The following is a 17,440-nucleotide window of genomic DNA, read 5'->3' as shown; positions in this document are numbered from 1 at the left end:
TATGCAGTTTCAACTTCCCAATGCGTTCACCTCCACCTTTTTCTGTCGAATAACAAGGATATGCTTCTTTTATTATATAATTCTACACTACACAGTCAATCCGTGTCCTATGACAACGAAATGATGCATACGGGCTATTTCGTTAACAAATGTATTGAATACTCCGTTTTTTTTACGTTTTACTAACAAATATATGCATCTTCTTGCTTGCGGTTTAACTTTTCTCTTACGCTCAGTTAATCATTCAGCTATATACTTCCAAATAGAACAACAAATTGATCTCGGAGGTATGTTCATGAAAAGCCATCATGCTATGAAATGGAATGCTTTACTACTCAGCGCGGCTGTTGCGATGACAGCCGTGCCTTGGCAGGTCAATGCTGAACCCGTATCTGCCCAGCAACAGACGGCCCCTGCCGCATTTACCATTTTACCTATTGACCGTGCTCAGATTCTGGCAGGCCAGAAGCTTGATTTCCGGGTTGAGCTGAATGGTGCCAAGCTGAAATCGAATGATATTAAAATCCAGGTTAATGGCTTGTCTCCGGACAAATACTTCGGCAAGTCCGGAACGTGGACAAGCAGCAACGACTTGAGCACGGAATACACCATTCGGGATGTTACTTTTAAAGAGAGTGATTCCATTGTGGTAACCGCGGAAACGATTGCTACAGGCAAGCGTACATATTCAAGGGTCGTATACCAAGTGTTTGATCCTTCCAAAGATACGGCCCTACTAACAAACGGTGAGCAAGCCAAAAATGTCGTTCTGATGATCGGCGATGGCATGAGTGCCAATATTCGCACCGCCGCTCGCGTTGTATCCAAGGGTATTCACGAAGGCAAATTCAATGGCTGGCTGGAGATGGAACAAATGGATTCCATGGGCATGGTCACCACGTCTGGCATGGATTCCATCGTCACCGATTCAGCCAATAGTGCTTCCGCTTATGCAACCGGTCATAAAACGGCCGTAAATGCCGAAGGGGTCTACCCGGATAATACACCTGATCCTTTTGACGATCCAAAGGTGGAAAACATCGTTGAGCTGGTTAAGCGGACACGTGGCATGGCTACGGGCCTTGTAACGACTGCGGATGTGACGGATGCGACGCCGGCAGCGATGGCCGTTCACACGCGTAAACGCGGGGAGCAAGAAGCAATTGCAAGTATGTATCTGAATGAAGCCAATCGTCCGGATGTTATTCTGGGCGGTGGACTGGAGTGGTTCCTTCCAGCGAAGGATGGTGGAAAACGCAAAGACGGACGCAATATCGTGGAGGAGTTCAAAAAAGAAGGCTATACCTACGTTACAGATGCAACGAATCTGGACAAGTCTTCCTCTACCAAATCCTTGCTTGGATTATTCCGCAAAGGCAACATGAGTGTATATTATGATCGGGAATATACTCAGCCCAACAACACAGAAATCGTGGGCAAGGATACCGATCAGCCAACGTTGATGGAAATGACGGACACAGCCCTTCAGGTCCTGGAACAGAACAAGAACGGATTTTTCCTGATGGTCGAAGGCGCATCGATTGATAAACAGGCTCACACCATGGATTTTGAACGCTCCGTATGGGATGCAATAGAATTCGATCAATCGGTGGGTCGGGTTAAGGAATATGCGAAGGAACACCCGGGTACGCTCGTTATCGTCACATCCGACCATGGTCATTCCCTTACCCTAAACGGAACATATAACACGGAAGCCGCCAAAGGTAAATCGGGCGACGAACTCCGTGAATTGATCGGCACATATGCGGATTCCAAGTTCCCGACATATGTGGATGCAAACGGAGATGGCTTCCCGGACAATCCGGATTCGGAGTGGAAGATTGCCGTTGGCTGGGGCAATATGCCGGACAACAATGAGGATTATCTCTCCAATCCGGTGCCAATCAGTCCTACGATTCAGGACCCTAATGTGAAGGACAAAACATGGTATATCGCTAACCCGGATAAAGATCCGGACGGTGTCCACTATACGGGTAACCTGCCTCATGATGAAGGCCAGGAAGTCCACACATTCGACGATGTGCCAATCAATGCCTCAGGCCCTGGGTCCCGCCTGTTCTCCGGTTATCTGGATAATACGGATGTGTTCCGCAAGATGGTAACCGCATTAAAATTGGATGCGTCCAAGTAAAATAACGTTAGGCAAAAAAGGAGTATCCTCCTCATGCTCAGGCATGGCGGGGATACTCTTTGTTCACGATATATGGATAAGGCATGGCTAGTACGCCCACTTACTGTACTCCCTTTAATGCGTTACTCCCTTTAATGCGTTACTCCTTTTACTACAAATACTTTCTTTCACTATAGCACCCTACTGTATCGCTACTGTATCGCTACTGTATCACTACGTTCTCATTATCCGTGTCCCAACGCCATGGAGCTGCTTCCCCTTTTTCGACCGAAAGACCGCCAACCCATGATCTTTCTTTTCTTACTAGCGCCCAATCCACTTCTCCGTTCAACACCTGAATACCTAGTTCGGTCAGAGAAAGGACACTTTGACGGAAATCCTCATGTTGCTCCTGGAAATCAGGAAAGGCTTGTACACCGCTTAATTGAAGTAAGGCATGAGGTTCCTCTGTCATTCTCTTCAGATGAGCCCAGTACTCCAGATCCCCCATCCCCAAGGTATGCAGTTGGTTTCCAACATGCTTGAATAATGGATAGGGGTGATCCACACCCTCGCTTACAGCCTCCAGCGTGGTTTGTTCAATTATGCTCAGTCCATTGAATACAGAAGGCAGACGGGACAGGTGGGCCTTGAATGCAGCGTGTGCAAAAGGGAGCACCGATGCATCTCCCCGCAAATAGTCCTGGTGATCTTGAATGTCAGACGATGCGTAGGCAGCCCAAAACTCGCTACCAGCCTCGACTTCTTCTGATTCCATCACATGCCAAGTACCGGATAAACGTCCTATTTGCGAAGGGGTTAGCTGTCCTAGTCCCCGAAAATGCTCAATATCCGGATAAGAATCAATACATAACAGATTCAACCTCGTATCCTTTAGGTTCTGTTCCTTAAAATAGTGCAGCAAGTACGATAGCATCGACTGATCATAGAGGTCATACTCAAACCACAGAACGATCTCTTTGTATTGATGGAATGAGCTTAACCTCTGCTCCAGTTCTTTAATTTTCAAATATTCAGTCTGCGGAATGCCCAAATGCTGCTCCAAATATTGTGCACGTCCACTTCTCGCCTTCTCATTCCTCATATTTCTCGTTATTGGTCCAAATGTATAGAGCTCTCGCCAGACCAAAATGTCACCTTGAATCCCGCTTTGTCTTAACCGATCAGCTGCATGGTCACCATTCATAATGTGAAGCATTCCTTTTCCCCCTTCATATAGATCGCTAAATACCGAGATGACATCTGCCACAGGCAGTGATCTCCTGAGTTTGGACCTGGCATCATATAGACGTTTCTTCAACGCCGGAACCTTGACACCAAGGAACTCTGACATTTCCTTGAGTGAATAGCCTTGAAAATAAAACAGATCCACAGCAAGCTGCATGGAAGAAGGTAAAATGGCAATTGAGTCTCGCAAGAGACGATGCACTTCTCTTTTCAAAGCCTGTTCCTCAGGATTGTGAGCTTCATCCTCTTCTTGAATGAGATCCTGAATTTCCAGGACTGGAACGGTGGCATGCTGTTTACGCCTCATTTGACGGTAACATTGTCTTTCCACGATGACTTTGAACCACCCGGGAAAAGCATCGGGATTCTCCAGCTTTGACAGATTAGCAAAGGCCTCGGTGAATGCCTCTTGAACCACATCTTCGGCCAGAAACATGTCCTCTAATTTTTGATAGGCGACAGCCAGTGCCATCCCCCGAAATTGCTTCACCAGCTGTTCATAAGCCTCAGCTTCCCCCTGGATTGCTCCATCGATCCATGTCTTCAATATGTCCGGCTCCTTCCTGTGCGCTTGCTGCATGATGTATTTATCTTTAAGTGCCCTGATTTGAGGAAAAGGTTACTTTTATATTATAGGAAAAGCTGTCCCGAATGCGGAAAAATATCCACATTTGAGACAGCCTGTGTAAGGGCAAGTTCTATTATGTTCTATTTTCCACTACGATTACCGTCTGCTTGGTGCTTGCGGATAGTTCCCGATCACACCAGGATATTGATACAACAATGGCTCATCGAATGTAGCGTAGTCGAAATTGACCATCAAAAGCATAATCCGTTTTCCAGTATTCGGATCACTGATAATGATATGGTCACGACCTGCTGCTTCCAGGATACCTTGGAAAATGCGAGCATTCCATTCTTTATTTCCTTCATAAGTCATGTAGAATGTTCCATATTTCCCCAAGTTGAGCCGTAAGATATTCTCAATATAGGATTGTTCAAACTGTGGTGCAGTTGTTGTTACAACTCCACCCGCCGGAGTCATTGGAGCACCGCTCGATACGAGCGGGGGGACACTTGTGGAACTAGGTGATACCATGCCTGGTGTTGGAGACATCATTGGCATACCGTTACCGATTTTGTAAGAAGTCCCTTGTACTTGCGAATTGGCCTGTTGGCCCATAACTTGTGTTGGTTGATAAGGCTGGTTAATCATTGCGATTCCTCCCAAAATTTAATATACACTCGGACAGTCTTCACCTGTCGGACTGAAGAAACAGTGCGCTTTGAAACGGCCTGTATTAGGCTGGTTATACCAGGTTGGCGGACATTCCCCTACAGGTCGGAAAAACCACAACGAATTACTGGCTGGCCATATACGTTCACCATTGATGACGCGCTGTGCCAAGCGTATTTCCGATTGTCTTGCCCGTTGGTAGAAGTATCCTTTTTGCGTGGACTCAAAGCCACCGGGATTCTGAAAGACCATTCGATTAATGTCCCGAATATCGCCGAAGTCCAGGCAATCAGCCAGCACCCGGTTTACACCCACATTACCCACAAGCAGCATGCCTTGTTCGCCGTCACCTTCAGCTTCGGCCCTCATCAGCCTTGCGAGTAACCTGACGTCTCCCGAGTTGGCTTTAATTACAGCCATATCCTGTTTCCTCCCTTGTTGAATCTCTTCTTCACCGTACATCGTATTGTGCAGACGCCCATTCGGTGACACCATTTCACATTTTGGCGTAAAAAAAAGCCCGGAACCTCACTGCAGGTGAAGTCCCGAGAAAAATGATTTCCTATATACCCCGTTCTTCAGGGCTTGGCTTCAATCCAATAATCATAAGCATGAACGATATTGCCTTTATAGGCATTATACTCACTTAGGAGATCTGGAAGCAGGGCCAATTGTCGTTCCATCTCCGCAGCTCCCTTATCGTAAAAGGAAATATGATTCCCTTCAAAATTTTCTTTCATCTCCACCGAGATGAGCAGTCGTTTACCCAGACGATCCGCAATGGCCATCTCCTGACTGACTACGCTGGCAATTCCATTGGAGCCTTCGGCAATGTTACGGAAGGCCATCAAAGATACGTGATCCAGTGTCGATATCATGTATTCACTGACAGACATGTCTCTTCCGGGTAACGGGAACGTATCGAGCCAAACAGCCAGATCTGCACTCGTTTCCAAATGGCTATCCTTTTTCGTCTCTTCCTGGAAATAAGCAATATTCGCAGCCCATTCGGTCAGCAGCATATCCCGATTATTTTCCCATTCCGGTAAGGTGTAGGGTTCAATATCAAGGTGAATCCCCTTAAATTGTTCGTTTGGTTCAGATTCGGCATTATAATTTTTCACATAATCGATCAAACGCTGGATCCGTGGTCGGTTCTCCTTTTTGCCCCAGATGGGATGGCCTCCCATGGCGTGAACCTCAATACCTTGAGCCTGAGCACGTTTCACAAAACTCCGGTAGCTGGAGTACGGTTGATCCAAATCAAGCCTGACGTATAGCCAGTTAATTTTTTGTTCTTTAGCAAACTCCAGAATGTGATCTCCACCATCATCCGTAACCTCAGAGGCCTGCCAGATATACGTACCCCGAATTTCTGGTTGATTGGCTGGATTCTCCGGCAAAGGCTGCTCATCCGGCTCCAGCTGTCCCCAATATACAATGTCATGTACAGCCGAGCCCGCGTAGGAGGTGTGGTCCGTGAATGCGGATGCCACTTCCTTTATGACATTCTCCAGTTGTGCTGTACCTTTCCCGGCAAAAGTGGTGAACTCTTCACCAGGCATAGGTTTGGTATTGACTCCAATGGTAACCGACACATTTCTGGCGTCAGCCCATATCATTTCTTGTTCAATCAAACGTATAATTCCATTGTTTCCTTGGGCGCTATCACGGTAAGCTAACAACGTAATATGATCAAATTGTCCGATAAACCAGTGTGACAATGACTCGTTATCCGCATCTTCAGCCGTTTTGCTGCCTGTCACGGTGTAAGAATCCAACCAAAAAGGCATGTCGATATTAACTTCGATTGCCCCGGTCTGTTTCACCTGTTCCAGCAACAGCTTCATATTGGCAACCCAGGATTGAACCAGCGGCTTGGCATCTTCTTTCCACTGTGGCAGTACATAAGGTTTGATATCCAGGTGTATGGCGTCAAACCGCTCATTCGGCTCGGCAGCCAGATTATAATTGCTCACCCAGGATGCCAGCTTGAGCATCGGTCCTTCACGACCACTCACTGACCATGACGGATCTCCGCCAAGAGCTTCCACGGCAATTCCAGCTTCACTGGCTTTGGCTATAAATGTATGATAGACCTCCTCTGAAAGATTCATATCCACATTCACATATAGTCTGTTTATCTTATGTTTAGCTGCGTTGTCCAGCAGCTCATCTCCTCCGTCACTGACAGACTTGGCCTGCCATACCCAGGCTGCTCGTATATCTGCATCAGCTTTTGCAGTAGATTCGAAGCCTGTCATTATAATCCCTCCAATCAACAGTAATAGCCAAAACACTTTCCGGGATGGTTTCCCGAACATATTCTCCCTCCATTCCTGTACTGTGGTAAATCACATTTATTATAGCAACCGAGTTATCAAAAACAAATAAGCCCAAGTGCTTAACTTGGGCTTATTTCTGCTATGTTTTCAAAAGTTTACAATCGGCCGCATAAATCCCGGTACTAGTCCTCATATATCATTTTTCGGGTCATGCCCCCATCAATAATCAGGTTAGTCCCTGTGACAAAGGTATTGCTTGGATCGGACAAATATAAACAAGCACGGGAGATATCCGAAGGAACACCTACCCGGCCTGCTGGGTGCTGTTCATGGTCCTCTGGCTTCAGTTCCTTGACATGACCAGTTTCAATCCATCCCGGACTGATACAATTGACCCGAATTTGATCCTTACCCAGGGAGACCGCCATGGCATGTGTCAACGCCACGATAGCGCCTTTGGATGCAGCGTAAGCCTCTGTTTCGGGTTCAGACATAAAGGCACGCGTAGAGGCCATGTTGATGATCGCTCCTCCATCTTCATTATGCTTCATATGTTTGGCCGCTTCCCGGCTTGCGAGAAAGCAACTTCGCACATTGGTATTGAGTATATCGTCCCACTCTTCCAGCGTTAGCTCATAGGGAGACTTCCACCTGGAGACACCTGCATTGTTTACGAGCACATCTATCTGTTTGAATTCATCCATCGCAGTTTGAATGAGGTTCGTTATATCCTTCTCCTGACGTACATCACAATGGACAAAGATGGCTTCTCCCCCTTCATTGCGAATGGAAGCTGCCGCAGCGGCCCCCTCGGCTTCCTGATAGTCGGCAAGTACGACTTTAGCCCCTGCAATCGCATAGGCCTCAGCCACACTCCGTCCGATACCTTGGGCTGCTCCCGTTACAACCACGACCTGATCAGTAAATGACATCTTTATTGCCTCCTCTATTGGGATGGCCCCTTCAGCACATAAGTCGACATACAACTCACTGAATATGACCATAAATTGAATAAAGTCTCTTCTTATATAGAAACACGTTAACCCCATTAAGAAACGCCTGTCCACAAAAGATAAAAAAAAAAGCTTACGCCACTGTGGCGCAAGCCCGCCGGTTTATCCGCGTACACGCTCTGAATACAAACGATTGTAGCGTTCAAAGCCTACATAACGCGTTCCCTTGAAAGAGAGTCGGCCTTCATCTCCCTCGGCACACAAGCCATACTCATCACCATTCACTTTGAATTCGAGACGATCCCCGCTCTCCACTTCAAAAGTGATGTAATACAGCGTACGGGCTGTGCTTCCTGGTTCGGAGTGCGACTGACTCATCTGCATCCTCCTGCTGGTAATCCGTGAAGGTACGGTTAGCAGCGGCTCCGAGTTGTTCCGCCCCCATCTCCATACTTCCTTCCCAACCGACAAGAGAACAATACCTATAATCAGGACAAATACTACCGGAAAGACGGTTCCAAAAAAATCAAACATCCAGGATGATTCAATGCCCATGTCTCTCCCCTCCGTTCATCAAACCTAGGACAGCCGGAGTCTTGACCCGTCTCCTGTAATATATATGCGCATGAACAGGGAACTTGTTATTCGGATTCAAATTGACGCGAGATCTGATTAACCTATAAGTCTTTGTCAAACCAAGTGAAGCCAGGTATGTAGCCAGATCATCTCGTTCAGCTTTCCTTAAAGATCCAACGTTGGCTCCAACTGAGATAACAGCCTGATGAAAGACCGCTATCTCAGTCAAAGCTAACCGAAGTCATCATTCTGAATGGCGATCTAAGCAGATCCCAGACAAGCAATTTAGCTTTTGATCTAGTTTAAGCTAATTGTGTGATGACAAGATGTGCGGATACAGGTCGTGTTCCGCCTGCAAGAGGGGTAATCGTTAATGCCGTTGAATTACCGGCAGGGTTCCGTACGGTCAGGATTGAGTTAATAACGGTCGTTTGTACTAAGGCTACCCCAACAATCTGAGACGTTCCTGTTGCTCTACCAACTACCGTGGGAGCCAGATCAGCTCCATTGAGGGTCAGAATAAGTTGACCGGCTTCAGTTATACTCACTTGAAACAGCACCTGATAAGTGCCTATTGCAGCTAGATTGAATGAGCTAGGTCCTGTTCGAGTAATTGTTGTTCCACTCGTAGGGCCATTTTCTGGAAAGCTTACATCCGTACCTGGAGCAACTGTTGCTGCGTTATCAGGAGGCATCAGCGCAAAGAAATCAGCAAATCCCAGAACACCTCCGGCTGCACCTGTAGCTCCGGTAACACCTGTCGCTCCGGCAGGCCCCGCTGGACCTGCCACTCCAGCACCTGTGGCTCCGGTGGCACCCGCTGGACCGGCAGCGCCGGCTGCGCCTGTCGCTCCGGTAGGCCCCGCTGGACCTGCTACTCCAGCACCTGTGGCTCCGGTGGCACCCGCTGGACCGGCAATGCCAGCTGCACCTGTCACTCCGGCAGGCCCCGCTGGCCCCGCTGGCCCCGCTGGACCTGCTACTCCTGCAGCACCCGTGGCCCCAGTCGCACCAGGAAAGCCTTGCGGTCCAATAGCGCCAACCGGACCCGGCACACCCTGCGGGCCTTGTGGACCCACCAAGCCTTGTTCCCCAGGGAGACCCTGCACGCCCATCGGTCCAGCTGGACCAGCCACCCCCTGTGGACCCATGGCTCCCGCTGGTCCGGGTTGGCCTTGAGGCCCTTGAGGCCCTGGAGGGCCTCCGGCTGGCCCCTGCGCTCCGGTTGGTCCTTGTACCCCTTGCAGACCCCGATTTCCCTGAGCGCCCTGAATACCTTGTACCCCCTGAATCCCTTGCGGTCCAGTTGGACCCGTAACCGTAGGCGTAATAATATTTACTTTAGGTGGCGGACATTTTACCCGAACTACTTTTTTAGCCATCTTCACTTTGCTTTCTTTTCTTTTAGCTTTACAAGGAAATGTCACTACCTTTTTTCTCTTAGACCGCTTGTTCTCTTCTGAACTGCTCATTGTGTGGACACCTCCCTACAGATATAGTTTAACGTACGTATGTGGTTAGTTTGGTGTATGGACGACAAACCATAGTCAACTAAACTACAACCTATATTTAGGAAAAAGAGGCTAATGTACAACTCAAGTATTATGTTTATTTAACATGCAAAAAAAAGAAACGCCCCCATTTGGAGTCGTTCCCTGATGACTTATCTTCAATATTCAGATCACTGTATGCTTTACACTCTTCTTATAAGTTTAAGCGTACATCAGGTCCATGAACCCGCGTGTTACTTCTCCACCCTCAACCTGCTCCGTCTCGTTAGCCTGTGCATGTTTGGCCATGCAAGCTTTGACCTCTTCCTCGGTTGTACAACGGTTGGCATCGTCACATGTATAGCATAATTGAAGCATGTATCTGGTTAACTCGTCCGCCTGCGTGAATTGAGCTTGTTCATTCGTTCTCATGTTCATCACTCCCATCTCTTCTTGAATTCAATATAACATCTTTTGAAGTGATTTATTGTGATTTATTTCACAAAATAGTTCGAAAGAAAAGAAACCCGCAGGTTCCTCTTCTTAAGCTCTTCAATTCCACCGCATTATAGTACTTTCCAGTGTACCCCACCGTCTACGGTTTGGAGTAAGAGTGATCGTTTGGCATCCGTATTTTCCACTAAAATCCAGCCTAACTTCGAGGAAACCATCTGAAGCTTAACAATTTCCGGGTAGTCTTTATGAATGCTTTCCAATACTTTACTCACAGGAAGTGCCTTCCATGTTTTACCGGCATCCTTGGTATAATAGGTTTTTCCATTTTGCATGGCCCAACCTTCTAAGGGGTTCAGGAATGAAGGAGCCAGATTACGATTAATGCCGGTTTGTTTGTTCAGACTGAACGTTGACAGAGTCCAGTTCTGTCCACCATTTGTTGTAAAGAAGCCATTAAATTTCGTGCTTTCTCCTTGAGAACATGACATGGACATCCAGGCTCCCTGAGCCTCTCTTCCAAAAAATTGTGGCGAGCTGATATTAAAATTGCCACATCCGTTAAATTTGTTTCGGTCAAAGAAAGACGGTCCCGACTTCCAATGTTCGCCGCCATCCGTTGTGACATACAGTTTTGGTGTACCGAACTCCAGCGCTGTCAGGAACCCGTGGTTTGAATCCGAAAAGGTCAGGCCTGTAGTATATCCCCCTGTTGGGATCTCCGTCGTGGCCGGCTTGCCCTCCACATCACTCGATGACATCTCATTCCAGGTAATGCCACCATCCTCGGTCAGATACAATTTCTTATCCTGTTTGCCAATGGAAGTATCGGCCGTGGTCAGTATCCAACCTTTCTCAGGAGATACGAATGTTATGGCGGTCACCTTATCGGTCTTCGACAAAGAAGATAAGCTCCAACTCACTCCCCCGTTGTTCGTGCGGAGGACCATCGTATCCGTTCCGCCCATCCCTTCACGAACGATCCATCCATGTGTACTATCTACAAAATAAATGCTTTGTCCGTATTGCGGATTCGCCGGGAACTGTACATTCTCCGATGGAGAAATGTTGGTCCAAGTGCTTCCCTGATCCTGAGTGTAATACAGACGCAAGGCGTTTCGCGTCACTCCCCAGGCTAATCCACCATTCCCATTAAGCAGCTGAAAATCGGTTAACCGGGTCTGAATTTGATATTTGGCAGTATCTGCAGATTGTGTACTGTTTGCGGGGGGAACCACTGTTAATGTCTGGCCCACATTCCCGCTATCTTCTTGCTCCTGCGGCGGCTTTGCTACCGGTGTCGGTCCTGAATCCGTACAAGCTGCCAGCAAAGCGGCTATACCGATAGACAGCAATGCTGTCTGCGCGATTTTGATCCATTGCGAACGCAAGTGGTTTCCACCTCTCTCATCCAATAAGCAGGCGCGCATGCCTGTCCATTCAAGTTGTATTTACGATTCATCTGAATCCACTGCTCCTATTCTAACACAAACCATGTCGAAAAGGCTCCTCTCCACCCTGGAAGTAGGAAGCGATCTGCTTGCAGCGTTTATTTTCTCTATGAATCAAAACCCTGTTTTCGACGAAATATTCCGCAAATAGACAGGGAATGTGAAAAAGTTTATAGACTTCGCTCGCTTTTCGGACACGTATCCCTTAATATGGATGGAAGTATACCCCAAAAAGGAGAGGATATGAAAATGGTAAACAGTGCAGCGCTCAAACCAAGTCGTGTCGTTATTGTAGGCATGGGTGCGGTAGGAACAACAACGGGATACACGCTGATGTTAAGACAGCGTTCGTCCGAGTTGGTATTTGTGGATGTGAATCATGATAAGGCTACCGGCGAAATGCTGGATATGAACCACGGTCTTCCATTTACCGGAGGCGTGAAAGTATGGGCAGGCGATTATTCGGATTGCAAGGACGCAGATATCATCATCATTACGGCGGGTGCTTCCCAGAAACCGGGTGAGACACGAATTGATCTGTTGAAGAAAAATGCAAGCATTTTCAAAGAAATCATTGAACGTATTACTGAGGTTAATTCCCATGGTATTTTGTTGATTGCTACGAATCCAGTAGATATTTTGTCCTATACTTCATGGAAACAAAGCGGCTGGCCGGCTTCCCGGGTCATTGGTTCAGGTACCTTACTGGATAGTGCGCGTTTCCGCTATCTTATTGGTAAAAACAAAGGCATTGATCCACGCAGCATTCACGCTCATATTATCGGGGAGCATGGTGATTCAGAAGTACCGGTATGGAGTCTTGCGAATGTGGCAGGTACGGATCTGGAGCTGGATGAAGAAACGCAGCAGGATATCTTTGACCGGACCAAAAACGCAGCTTATGAGATTATTAATGCCAAAGGAGCCACGTCCTATGCAATTGCGCTTGCATTGGACCGCATCGTGGCTGCCATTCTGGGTAACGAAGGTTCCGTATTGAACGTTTCCACATTGTTGGAAGATTACAATGGCGTATCGGATGTATATCTGGGTGTTCCATGTGTAGTCGATCGCAACGGCGTACGCGAAATTCTGCCGCTTCCTTTGAATGAGACGGAGAAAGTTGCTTTCCAGGCATCTGCGAACAAATTGAAGGAACAAATTGCCGGACTGGAGTAAATCCCCAAACGTTTAAAGGATACACCTTTACACCTTATTTCTTAACATCTTTTATCAAGATTGCACAACCAAAGAGCCACATGTTTCTTCTTTAAAGAAGATGCACGTGGCTCTTTGGTCCTATTATAAATAGGATGAGCGATATCCTGAAAGACATACATTCGGGTTAGATATAAATAAGATTCTATTTTTGGTTTACATAATAAATATTCTGTTTCATTAAAGTCGAATTTATTCTCACAAATCCTGTTTTTGATGGAGTCAACTTTAATATTGGTCAAAATTAACGTTCCCATCATACTTCAGCCACAAACGCGGGAAGTTTGACATCCAGCAGGGCCATTGCTTCCTCCTTCTCCCGACTGGTTACGTGAGTGTATACCGTCGTGGTTTGAATGGAAGAGTGACCCAGCAGTTCCTGAACGGTTCGCAGATCCGCCCCACGTCTGAGCATCATGGTGGCAAATGAGTGGCGCAGCTTATGGCTGGAGTAATTCAAACGCTGATTGGAAGGCGACTCCCGCTGAAAGCGTTCAAAGGTTTCGGTTGATATGAGCTGGATGCTGCGAATCGATAAACGCTTTCCTTTTTGTGAGACGAATAATGCTTCTTCCTTCGCACGCCACGGAGACAAGCGTTCCTGGATCGCCTGGGACAACAGTTCAGCAACGGTCTCCGGTACAGGCAGTGTACGCCATTTTCGGCCCTTGCCGAATACGTCCAGTGTACGCCGTTCCGCATTATAATCTTTGCAGTTCAAGGCATGCACCTCTCCAACCCGCAATCCCATGTATCCCATTAGCAGAAAAACAGCCAGATTGCGTGTCCGGTATTTGCCCTCGACGGATTGTAAAAATCGTTCCAGACCGCTTTCGTCCAGGAAGACGGGGGCCCGGTTTTGTTCGGTTTTGGATTTCTTGATCCCAAATGCCGGATTATTCGTCAACAATTCAAGTTCAATCAGTGATTTGTAAAAACAGTTTACCGCTGCATGTTTCCGATTTCGCGTTGCATCACTGACCCCGCGTTCCCGGGCTCGGGACAGGAAGGATAACACATGAAGTTTTTTGACCTGATCCAGTGACTTTCCTTGAATAGAGATGAGAAATTCTGCAACGTCACCCGTGTATGATTTCACCGTATGTCCTGTGTAACCGGCATCCTTCATCCATATGTGAAAAGCTTCAAGCTCATCGGCGTATTGCTCCTGAATCTCCTCGGTCATCATCTGTATTCGTCACCACGATTCTATTTATTATTAGTCAACGACCACAACGTCGATTAGTGGAACAATTGCCTCAGGACGGCCCTCACTGCGAGTAAGTACAAAGGAAGGCAACGGATTCTCGTGCAGCCCATTCACCGATTCACAGATCTGAACATACAGGTCCATGCGCAGCGTCTCCCCTTCACCTGCAACATTAATGACAGGCCATGCTTTCTCCGCACAGGCAGGCCAGTTCGCTAACTCGTTCACCGGCACAATGCTTAATTGTTTACTTTCCGCATTCAGGCGATATAGACCGATTGTCAGCGGTTCATCTCCCAGCTTGTCCACCGAAAGTTTCAGACCGGAAGCTTCATCAGGTGCCGAATAGATCGAATAACACCATGGGCTCAACCCCCATGCCATCGCCATAAGCCCTTCATCCAGCAAGGTATCCGACAGGTCGCCCTCAGCGATTTGTTCGATCAGATTATGGTTTCCGGGTCCGATCAACGCTTCCACACGTTTGGCCATGCGAGGCAAATCAGCGAGAATAAAGCCGCCACTACCGTAGGAGTCAAACACATGATTCTCCCGTGTCCACACCGCTTCGGGTTCTGTGCTCCTCTGCACAGCATCGGCTGGAAACAGACAGATGGCTACAGTTACGACCTGAGCATATTTTACCATCGCATGCTGCTCGGGCTCCAGCGGCCCTTCTGCGATCCGGGGTGTTTTAATATGCAAGGAAATCCGCAGTTCGTACTCCCCTTCTGCAAAGTTCGCCCAATGCAATTGAATGGACTGGTCTATTCCTTCTATGGGAGCAAGGGTAAATGTACTCTCTGGTCGCAAATTCACTGTATATTGTACAAAACCAAACTCCTCACCATATAAGATTGTTGCCTCTTTTCGATGCAGCGGTGCATTCATCTGTTGCGCCACAACCGATACTTTTCGCCCATCCTTCAAGCGACGCTCTGGATCGATATCCAGTTGAACAACTTGGGTGTCCTCTGGATTAGAAATGATTACTTTTGTCTCGGCAAGCACGGTTGAATCAGCTAATGCAAAGCCAAAATGCGAATGTACGTGATCTGGATTCGTATGTAATGGTGTGTTCATGATACATCCCCTCTCCTATGTCTGATGCCATGTCACATCCCCAAATATATTTCATATTTGATCTGACCGCAACCCCGGTTCCGATCACAAGGACTGACGCATCCCTTATTACATACCCATTTACCGCCTAAACCAACTCGTTTTGCGCGGATCAATGATCTGCTTCCACAAAAAAAGCCCTCACCGCTTCGCCTTGGCGAATCACGATAGGGGCAAATTCATCTTACTTCACCATTTCACTTGATTTACGGTCAACCCAATCGATATCGATTCTTCGTTAACCCTGAAATAACCCGAAGAAGCGAAGCTAAAAAGGTTGTTCTATCATCAGAGTACCCGTTAAATAAACATTAGTTGAACTTCTATATATACTGTTATTTCCCCTTCGTTCTGAAGCTGTCCGATATGCGTCGTGCCGGATTCAGATGACTGTGATGACGACCATAGGCAAAATAAATCACTAAACCTATAATCAACCAGCCAAAGAACGTAATCCAGGTTAACGCGGCAAGCCGTGTCATGAGATACATGCAGCCAACGGCACTGAGTATAGGAATCCATGGAACGAGAGGCACTCGGAAACCCCTTTTCAGTTCCGGGTTATTTTTACGTAATACGATAATCCCCAGACTTACAACCGCGAAAGCAAACAATGTCCCGATGTTAGTTAATTCCGCCAGATGGCCGAGTGAAATAAACCCTGAGAATAGTGCTATGATGATCCCTGCCACCCAAGTCCCTATAGCCGGTGTTTGGCGTTTGCCACTGACCTTGGAGAATACCGGGGACAGCAGTCCATCCCGTGACATGGAATAGAGCAGACGTGTCTGACCATACATCATAACAAGCAACACCGTAGTAATGCCAGTAATCGCCCCAAGCGAAACAATCCAGGACAATCCTTTTAACTGCACAAATTCAAACGCAAAGGCAACCGGATCACTCACATTTAACATGTGATAAGGTACAATCCCTGTCAGGATCAACGATACGACGATGTATAGAAAGGTGCAGATCACAAGGGACGCAATAATTCCGATCGGTAAGTCCCGTTGTGGTCGTTTCACTTCTTCCGCAGCTGTAGAGACAGCATCAAATCCAATGTAAGCAAAAAATACCGTTGCCGCTCCTGCAGTTACACCCGAGATCCCAAACGGAAGGAACGGTTGCCAGTTAGCTGGCTGCACATAGAACACACCTACACCAACAAAGATCAACACCACAATAATTTTAATCGCTACCATAATTCCGTTGGCTCGCGCAGCCTCTTTTACCCCTCGAGTAAGCAGGAACGTTATGATTAACGTAATGACCGCTGCGGTGATGTCAAAATAGGTTCCCTTTTCAGGACTAAATGCACTAGTGAGCACATGTGGCAGTTCCAATCCGAATCCTGACAATAACGTTTGAAAATATCCCGACCAGCCACTGGCAACCGCTGCACTTGCAAATCCATACTCCAGGATAAGATCCCACCCGAGAATCCAGGCAATGACTTCACCAAAAGCGGTGTAACTATACGTATACGCACTTCCTGATGCAGGAACACTGGATGCAAACTCGGAGTAACATAATGCAGCGAAGGCACAGATTATACCTGCCAGCAGAAAAGACAGTACCAATCCTGGTCCTGCATATGTGGCAGCAGCAACGCCTGTTAGGACAAAGATCCCCGTACCGATGATTGCCCCTACCCCGAGAGTCATCAGGTCAAGTGGACCCAGCACTCTTTTCAGCATGTTGCTTTCACTGCCTCCCGTATCAATCGGCTTTTTTCTGAACACTGAAGTTCGTTCCTGGTTTTGGTTCATACCCAATTTCCTCTCGTAATGAAAATGATAACGGTCTGACGCTTTGCTTCAATGGATCATTCGGTTCATCTGTTCTATGAAAAAGTCGTTTGTTCTATCTTAACGAACACCTATAAAAAACTATCAATTTCTACACGTTGTCGCGTTGCTTGATTAAATTTATTTCTTATGTTGTTTTATTTTGTACTTTTCGGACGAAAAATATCATGATCTGTTGGACAGGGCTCCATATAAAAATGGATTTAAAACAAAACTGCGTATAATTTATATTATGCGCAGTTTTTTAATGGTCTT

At 47.1% G+C, this 17,440-nt stretch carries 14 protein-coding genes; 2 read left to right on the top strand and 12 right to left on the bottom strand.

What is annotated here, in order from left to right; genetic code table 11:
- Positions 1-295 precede the first annotated feature (295 nt).
- Entirely contained in the window at positions 296-2,152 is a 1,857-nt protein-coding gene (locus JNUCC31_RS32165; RefSeq protein ID WP_192267330.1) for an alkaline phosphatase, read from the top strand.
- Between the two features lie 202 nt (positions 2,153-2,354).
- Here JNUCC31_RS32165 and JNUCC31_RS32160 read toward each other — a convergent pair whose 3' ends face one another.
- The 9 genes from JNUCC31_RS32160 to JNUCC31_RS32120 all read right to left on the bottom strand — a co-directional run bounded on the left by JNUCC31_RS32160 (position 2,355) and on the right by JNUCC31_RS32120 (position 11,764).
- Positions 2,355-3,926 carry a sigma-70 family RNA polymerase sigma factor gene (locus JNUCC31_RS32160; RefSeq protein WP_192267329.1) on the bottom strand — a complete coding sequence of 524 codons (1,572 nt, stop codon included), beginning with the start codon at positions 3,924-3,926 and terminating at the stop codon, positions 2,355-2,357.
- A 177-nt stretch (positions 3,927-4,103) separates the two neighbouring features.
- Positions 4,104-4,595 (bottom strand): spore coat protein GerQ, encoded by a 492-nt coding sequence (gene gerQ / locus JNUCC31_RS32155; protein WP_416234343.1) that lies wholly within the window; start codon positions 4,593-4,595, stop codon positions 4,104-4,106.
- A gap of 18 nt (positions 4,596-4,613) precedes the next feature.
- Positions 4,614-5,036, bottom strand: a complete 423-nt coding sequence (locus JNUCC31_RS32150) for a cell wall hydrolase (RefSeq protein WP_192267328.1) — start codon at positions 5,034-5,036, stop codon at positions 4,614-4,616.
- Positions 5,037-5,194: 158 nt separating this feature from the next.
- Positions 5,195-6,880, bottom strand: coding sequence for a hypothetical protein (locus tag JNUCC31_RS32145; RefSeq protein WP_228469359.1), 1,686 nt, complete (start codon positions 6,878-6,880; stop codon positions 5,195-5,197).
- 203 nt (positions 6,881-7,083) lie between these two features.
- Complete coding sequence (locus JNUCC31_RS32140) at positions 7,084-7,833, bottom strand: SDR family NAD(P)-dependent oxidoreductase (RefSeq protein ID WP_192267326.1); 750 nt, start codon at positions 7,831-7,833, stop codon at positions 7,084-7,086.
- 183 nt (positions 7,834-8,016) lie between these two features.
- The gene (locus tag JNUCC31_RS32135; protein WP_062319566.1) at positions 8,017-8,409 is read right to left on the bottom strand and encodes a DUF2500 domain-containing protein; all 393 of its coding nucleotides are present in this window, start codon (positions 8,407-8,409) and stop codon (positions 8,017-8,019) included.
- 323 nt (positions 8,410-8,732) lie between these two features.
- Complete coding sequence (locus tag JNUCC31_RS33990) at positions 8,733-9,902, bottom strand: collagen-like protein (RefSeq protein ID WP_192267325.1); 1,170 nt, start codon at positions 9,900-9,902, stop codon at positions 8,733-8,735.
- Between the two features lie 240 nt (positions 9,903-10,142).
- Entirely contained in the window at positions 10,143-10,352 is a 210-nt protein-coding gene (locus JNUCC31_RS32125; RefSeq protein WP_192267324.1) for a hypothetical protein, read from the bottom strand.
- A 134-nt stretch (positions 10,353-10,486) separates the two neighbouring features.
- On the bottom strand, positions 10,487-11,764 hold the full coding sequence (locus JNUCC31_RS32120) for a WD40/YVTN/BNR-like repeat-containing protein (protein WP_192267323.1): 1,278 nt from the start codon (positions 11,762-11,764) through the stop codon (positions 10,487-10,489).
- Positions 11,765-12,073: 309 nt separating this feature from the next.
- On the opposite strand from JNUCC31_RS32120, the gene JNUCC31_RS32115 reads away from it, so the two are divergent.
- Positions 12,074-13,003 carry an L-lactate dehydrogenase gene (locus JNUCC31_RS32115; protein ID WP_024632045.1) on the top strand — a complete coding sequence of 310 codons (930 nt, stop codon included), beginning with the start codon at positions 12,074-12,076 and terminating at the stop codon, positions 13,001-13,003.
- Positions 13,004-13,298: 295 nt separating this feature from the next.
- Here the strand turns inward: JNUCC31_RS32115 and JNUCC31_RS32110 are convergent, their stop codons facing one another.
- The 3 genes from JNUCC31_RS32110 to bcaP form a co-directional block, all read right to left on the bottom strand.
- Complete coding sequence (locus JNUCC31_RS32110; protein ID WP_192267322.1) at positions 13,299-14,231, bottom strand: tyrosine-type recombinase/integrase; 933 nt, start codon at positions 14,229-14,231, stop codon at positions 13,299-13,301.
- Positions 14,232-14,261: 30 nt separating this feature from the next.
- Positions 14,262-15,335 (bottom strand): hypothetical protein, encoded by a 1,074-nt coding sequence (locus JNUCC31_RS32105; protein ID WP_192267321.1) that lies wholly within the window; start codon positions 15,333-15,335, stop codon positions 14,262-14,264.
- Positions 15,336-15,709: 374 nt separating this feature from the next.
- The gene (bcaP, locus tag JNUCC31_RS32100) at positions 15,710-17,146 is read right to left on the bottom strand and encodes a branched-chain amino acid transporter BcaP (RefSeq protein ID WP_192267320.1); all 1,437 of its coding nucleotides are present in this window, start codon (positions 17,144-17,146) and stop codon (positions 15,710-15,712) included.
- Between the last annotated feature and the right edge of the window lie 294 nt (positions 17,147-17,440).

It is taken from the genome of Paenibacillus sp. JNUCC-31, from assembly GCF_014844075.1.
Classification (GTDB): Bacteria; Bacillota; Bacilli; order Paenibacillales; family Paenibacillaceae; genus Paenibacillus.
This window is presented reverse-complemented; position numbering and strand designations above follow the sequence as displayed.

Excerpts from the sequence above, each read along its gene's own strand:
- JNUCC31_RS32110 (WP_192267322.1), bottom strand. The coding sequence starts at position 14,231 with ATGATGACCGAGGAGATTCAGGAGCAATACGCCGATGAGCTTGAAGCT.
- JNUCC31_RS32115 (WP_024632045.1), top strand. The coding sequence starts at position 12,074 with ATGGTAAACAGTGCAGCGCTCAAACCAAGTCGTGTCGTTATTGTAGGC.
- JNUCC31_RS32135 (WP_062319566.1), bottom strand. The coding sequence starts at position 8,409 with ATGGGCATTGAATCATCCTGGATGTTTGATTTTTTTGGAACCGTCTTT.
- JNUCC31_RS33990 (WP_192267325.1), bottom strand. The coding sequence starts at position 9,902 with ATGAGCAGTTCAGAAGAGAACAAGCGGTCTAAGAGAAAAAAGGTAGTG.
- JNUCC31_RS32105 (WP_192267321.1), bottom strand. The coding sequence starts at position 15,335 with ATGAACACACCATTACATACGAATCCAGATCACGTACATTCGCATTTT.
- gerQ (WP_416234343.1), bottom strand. The coding sequence starts at position 4,595 with ATGATTAACCAGCCTTATCAACCAACACAAGTTATGGGCCAACAGGCC.
- JNUCC31_RS32125 (WP_192267324.1), bottom strand. The coding sequence starts at position 10,352 with ATGAGAACGAATGAACAAGCTCAATTCACGCAGGCGGACGAGTTAACC.
- JNUCC31_RS32165 (WP_192267330.1), top strand. The coding sequence starts at position 296 with ATGAAAAGCCATCATGCTATGAAATGGAATGCTTTACTACTCAGCGCG.
- bcaP (WP_192267320.1), bottom strand. The coding sequence starts at position 17,146 with ATGAACCAAAACCAGGAACGAACTTCAGTGTTCAGAAAAAAGCCGATT.
- JNUCC31_RS32150 (WP_192267328.1), bottom strand. The coding sequence starts at position 5,036 with ATGGCTGTAATTAAAGCCAACTCGGGAGACGTCAGGTTACTCGCAAGG.
- JNUCC31_RS32140 (WP_192267326.1), bottom strand. The coding sequence starts at position 7,833 with ATGTCATTTACTGATCAGGTCGTGGTTGTAACGGGAGCAGCCCAAGGT.
- JNUCC31_RS32145 (WP_228469359.1), bottom strand. The coding sequence starts at position 6,880 with ATGACAGGCTTCGAATCTACTGCAAAAGCTGATGCAGATATACGAGCA.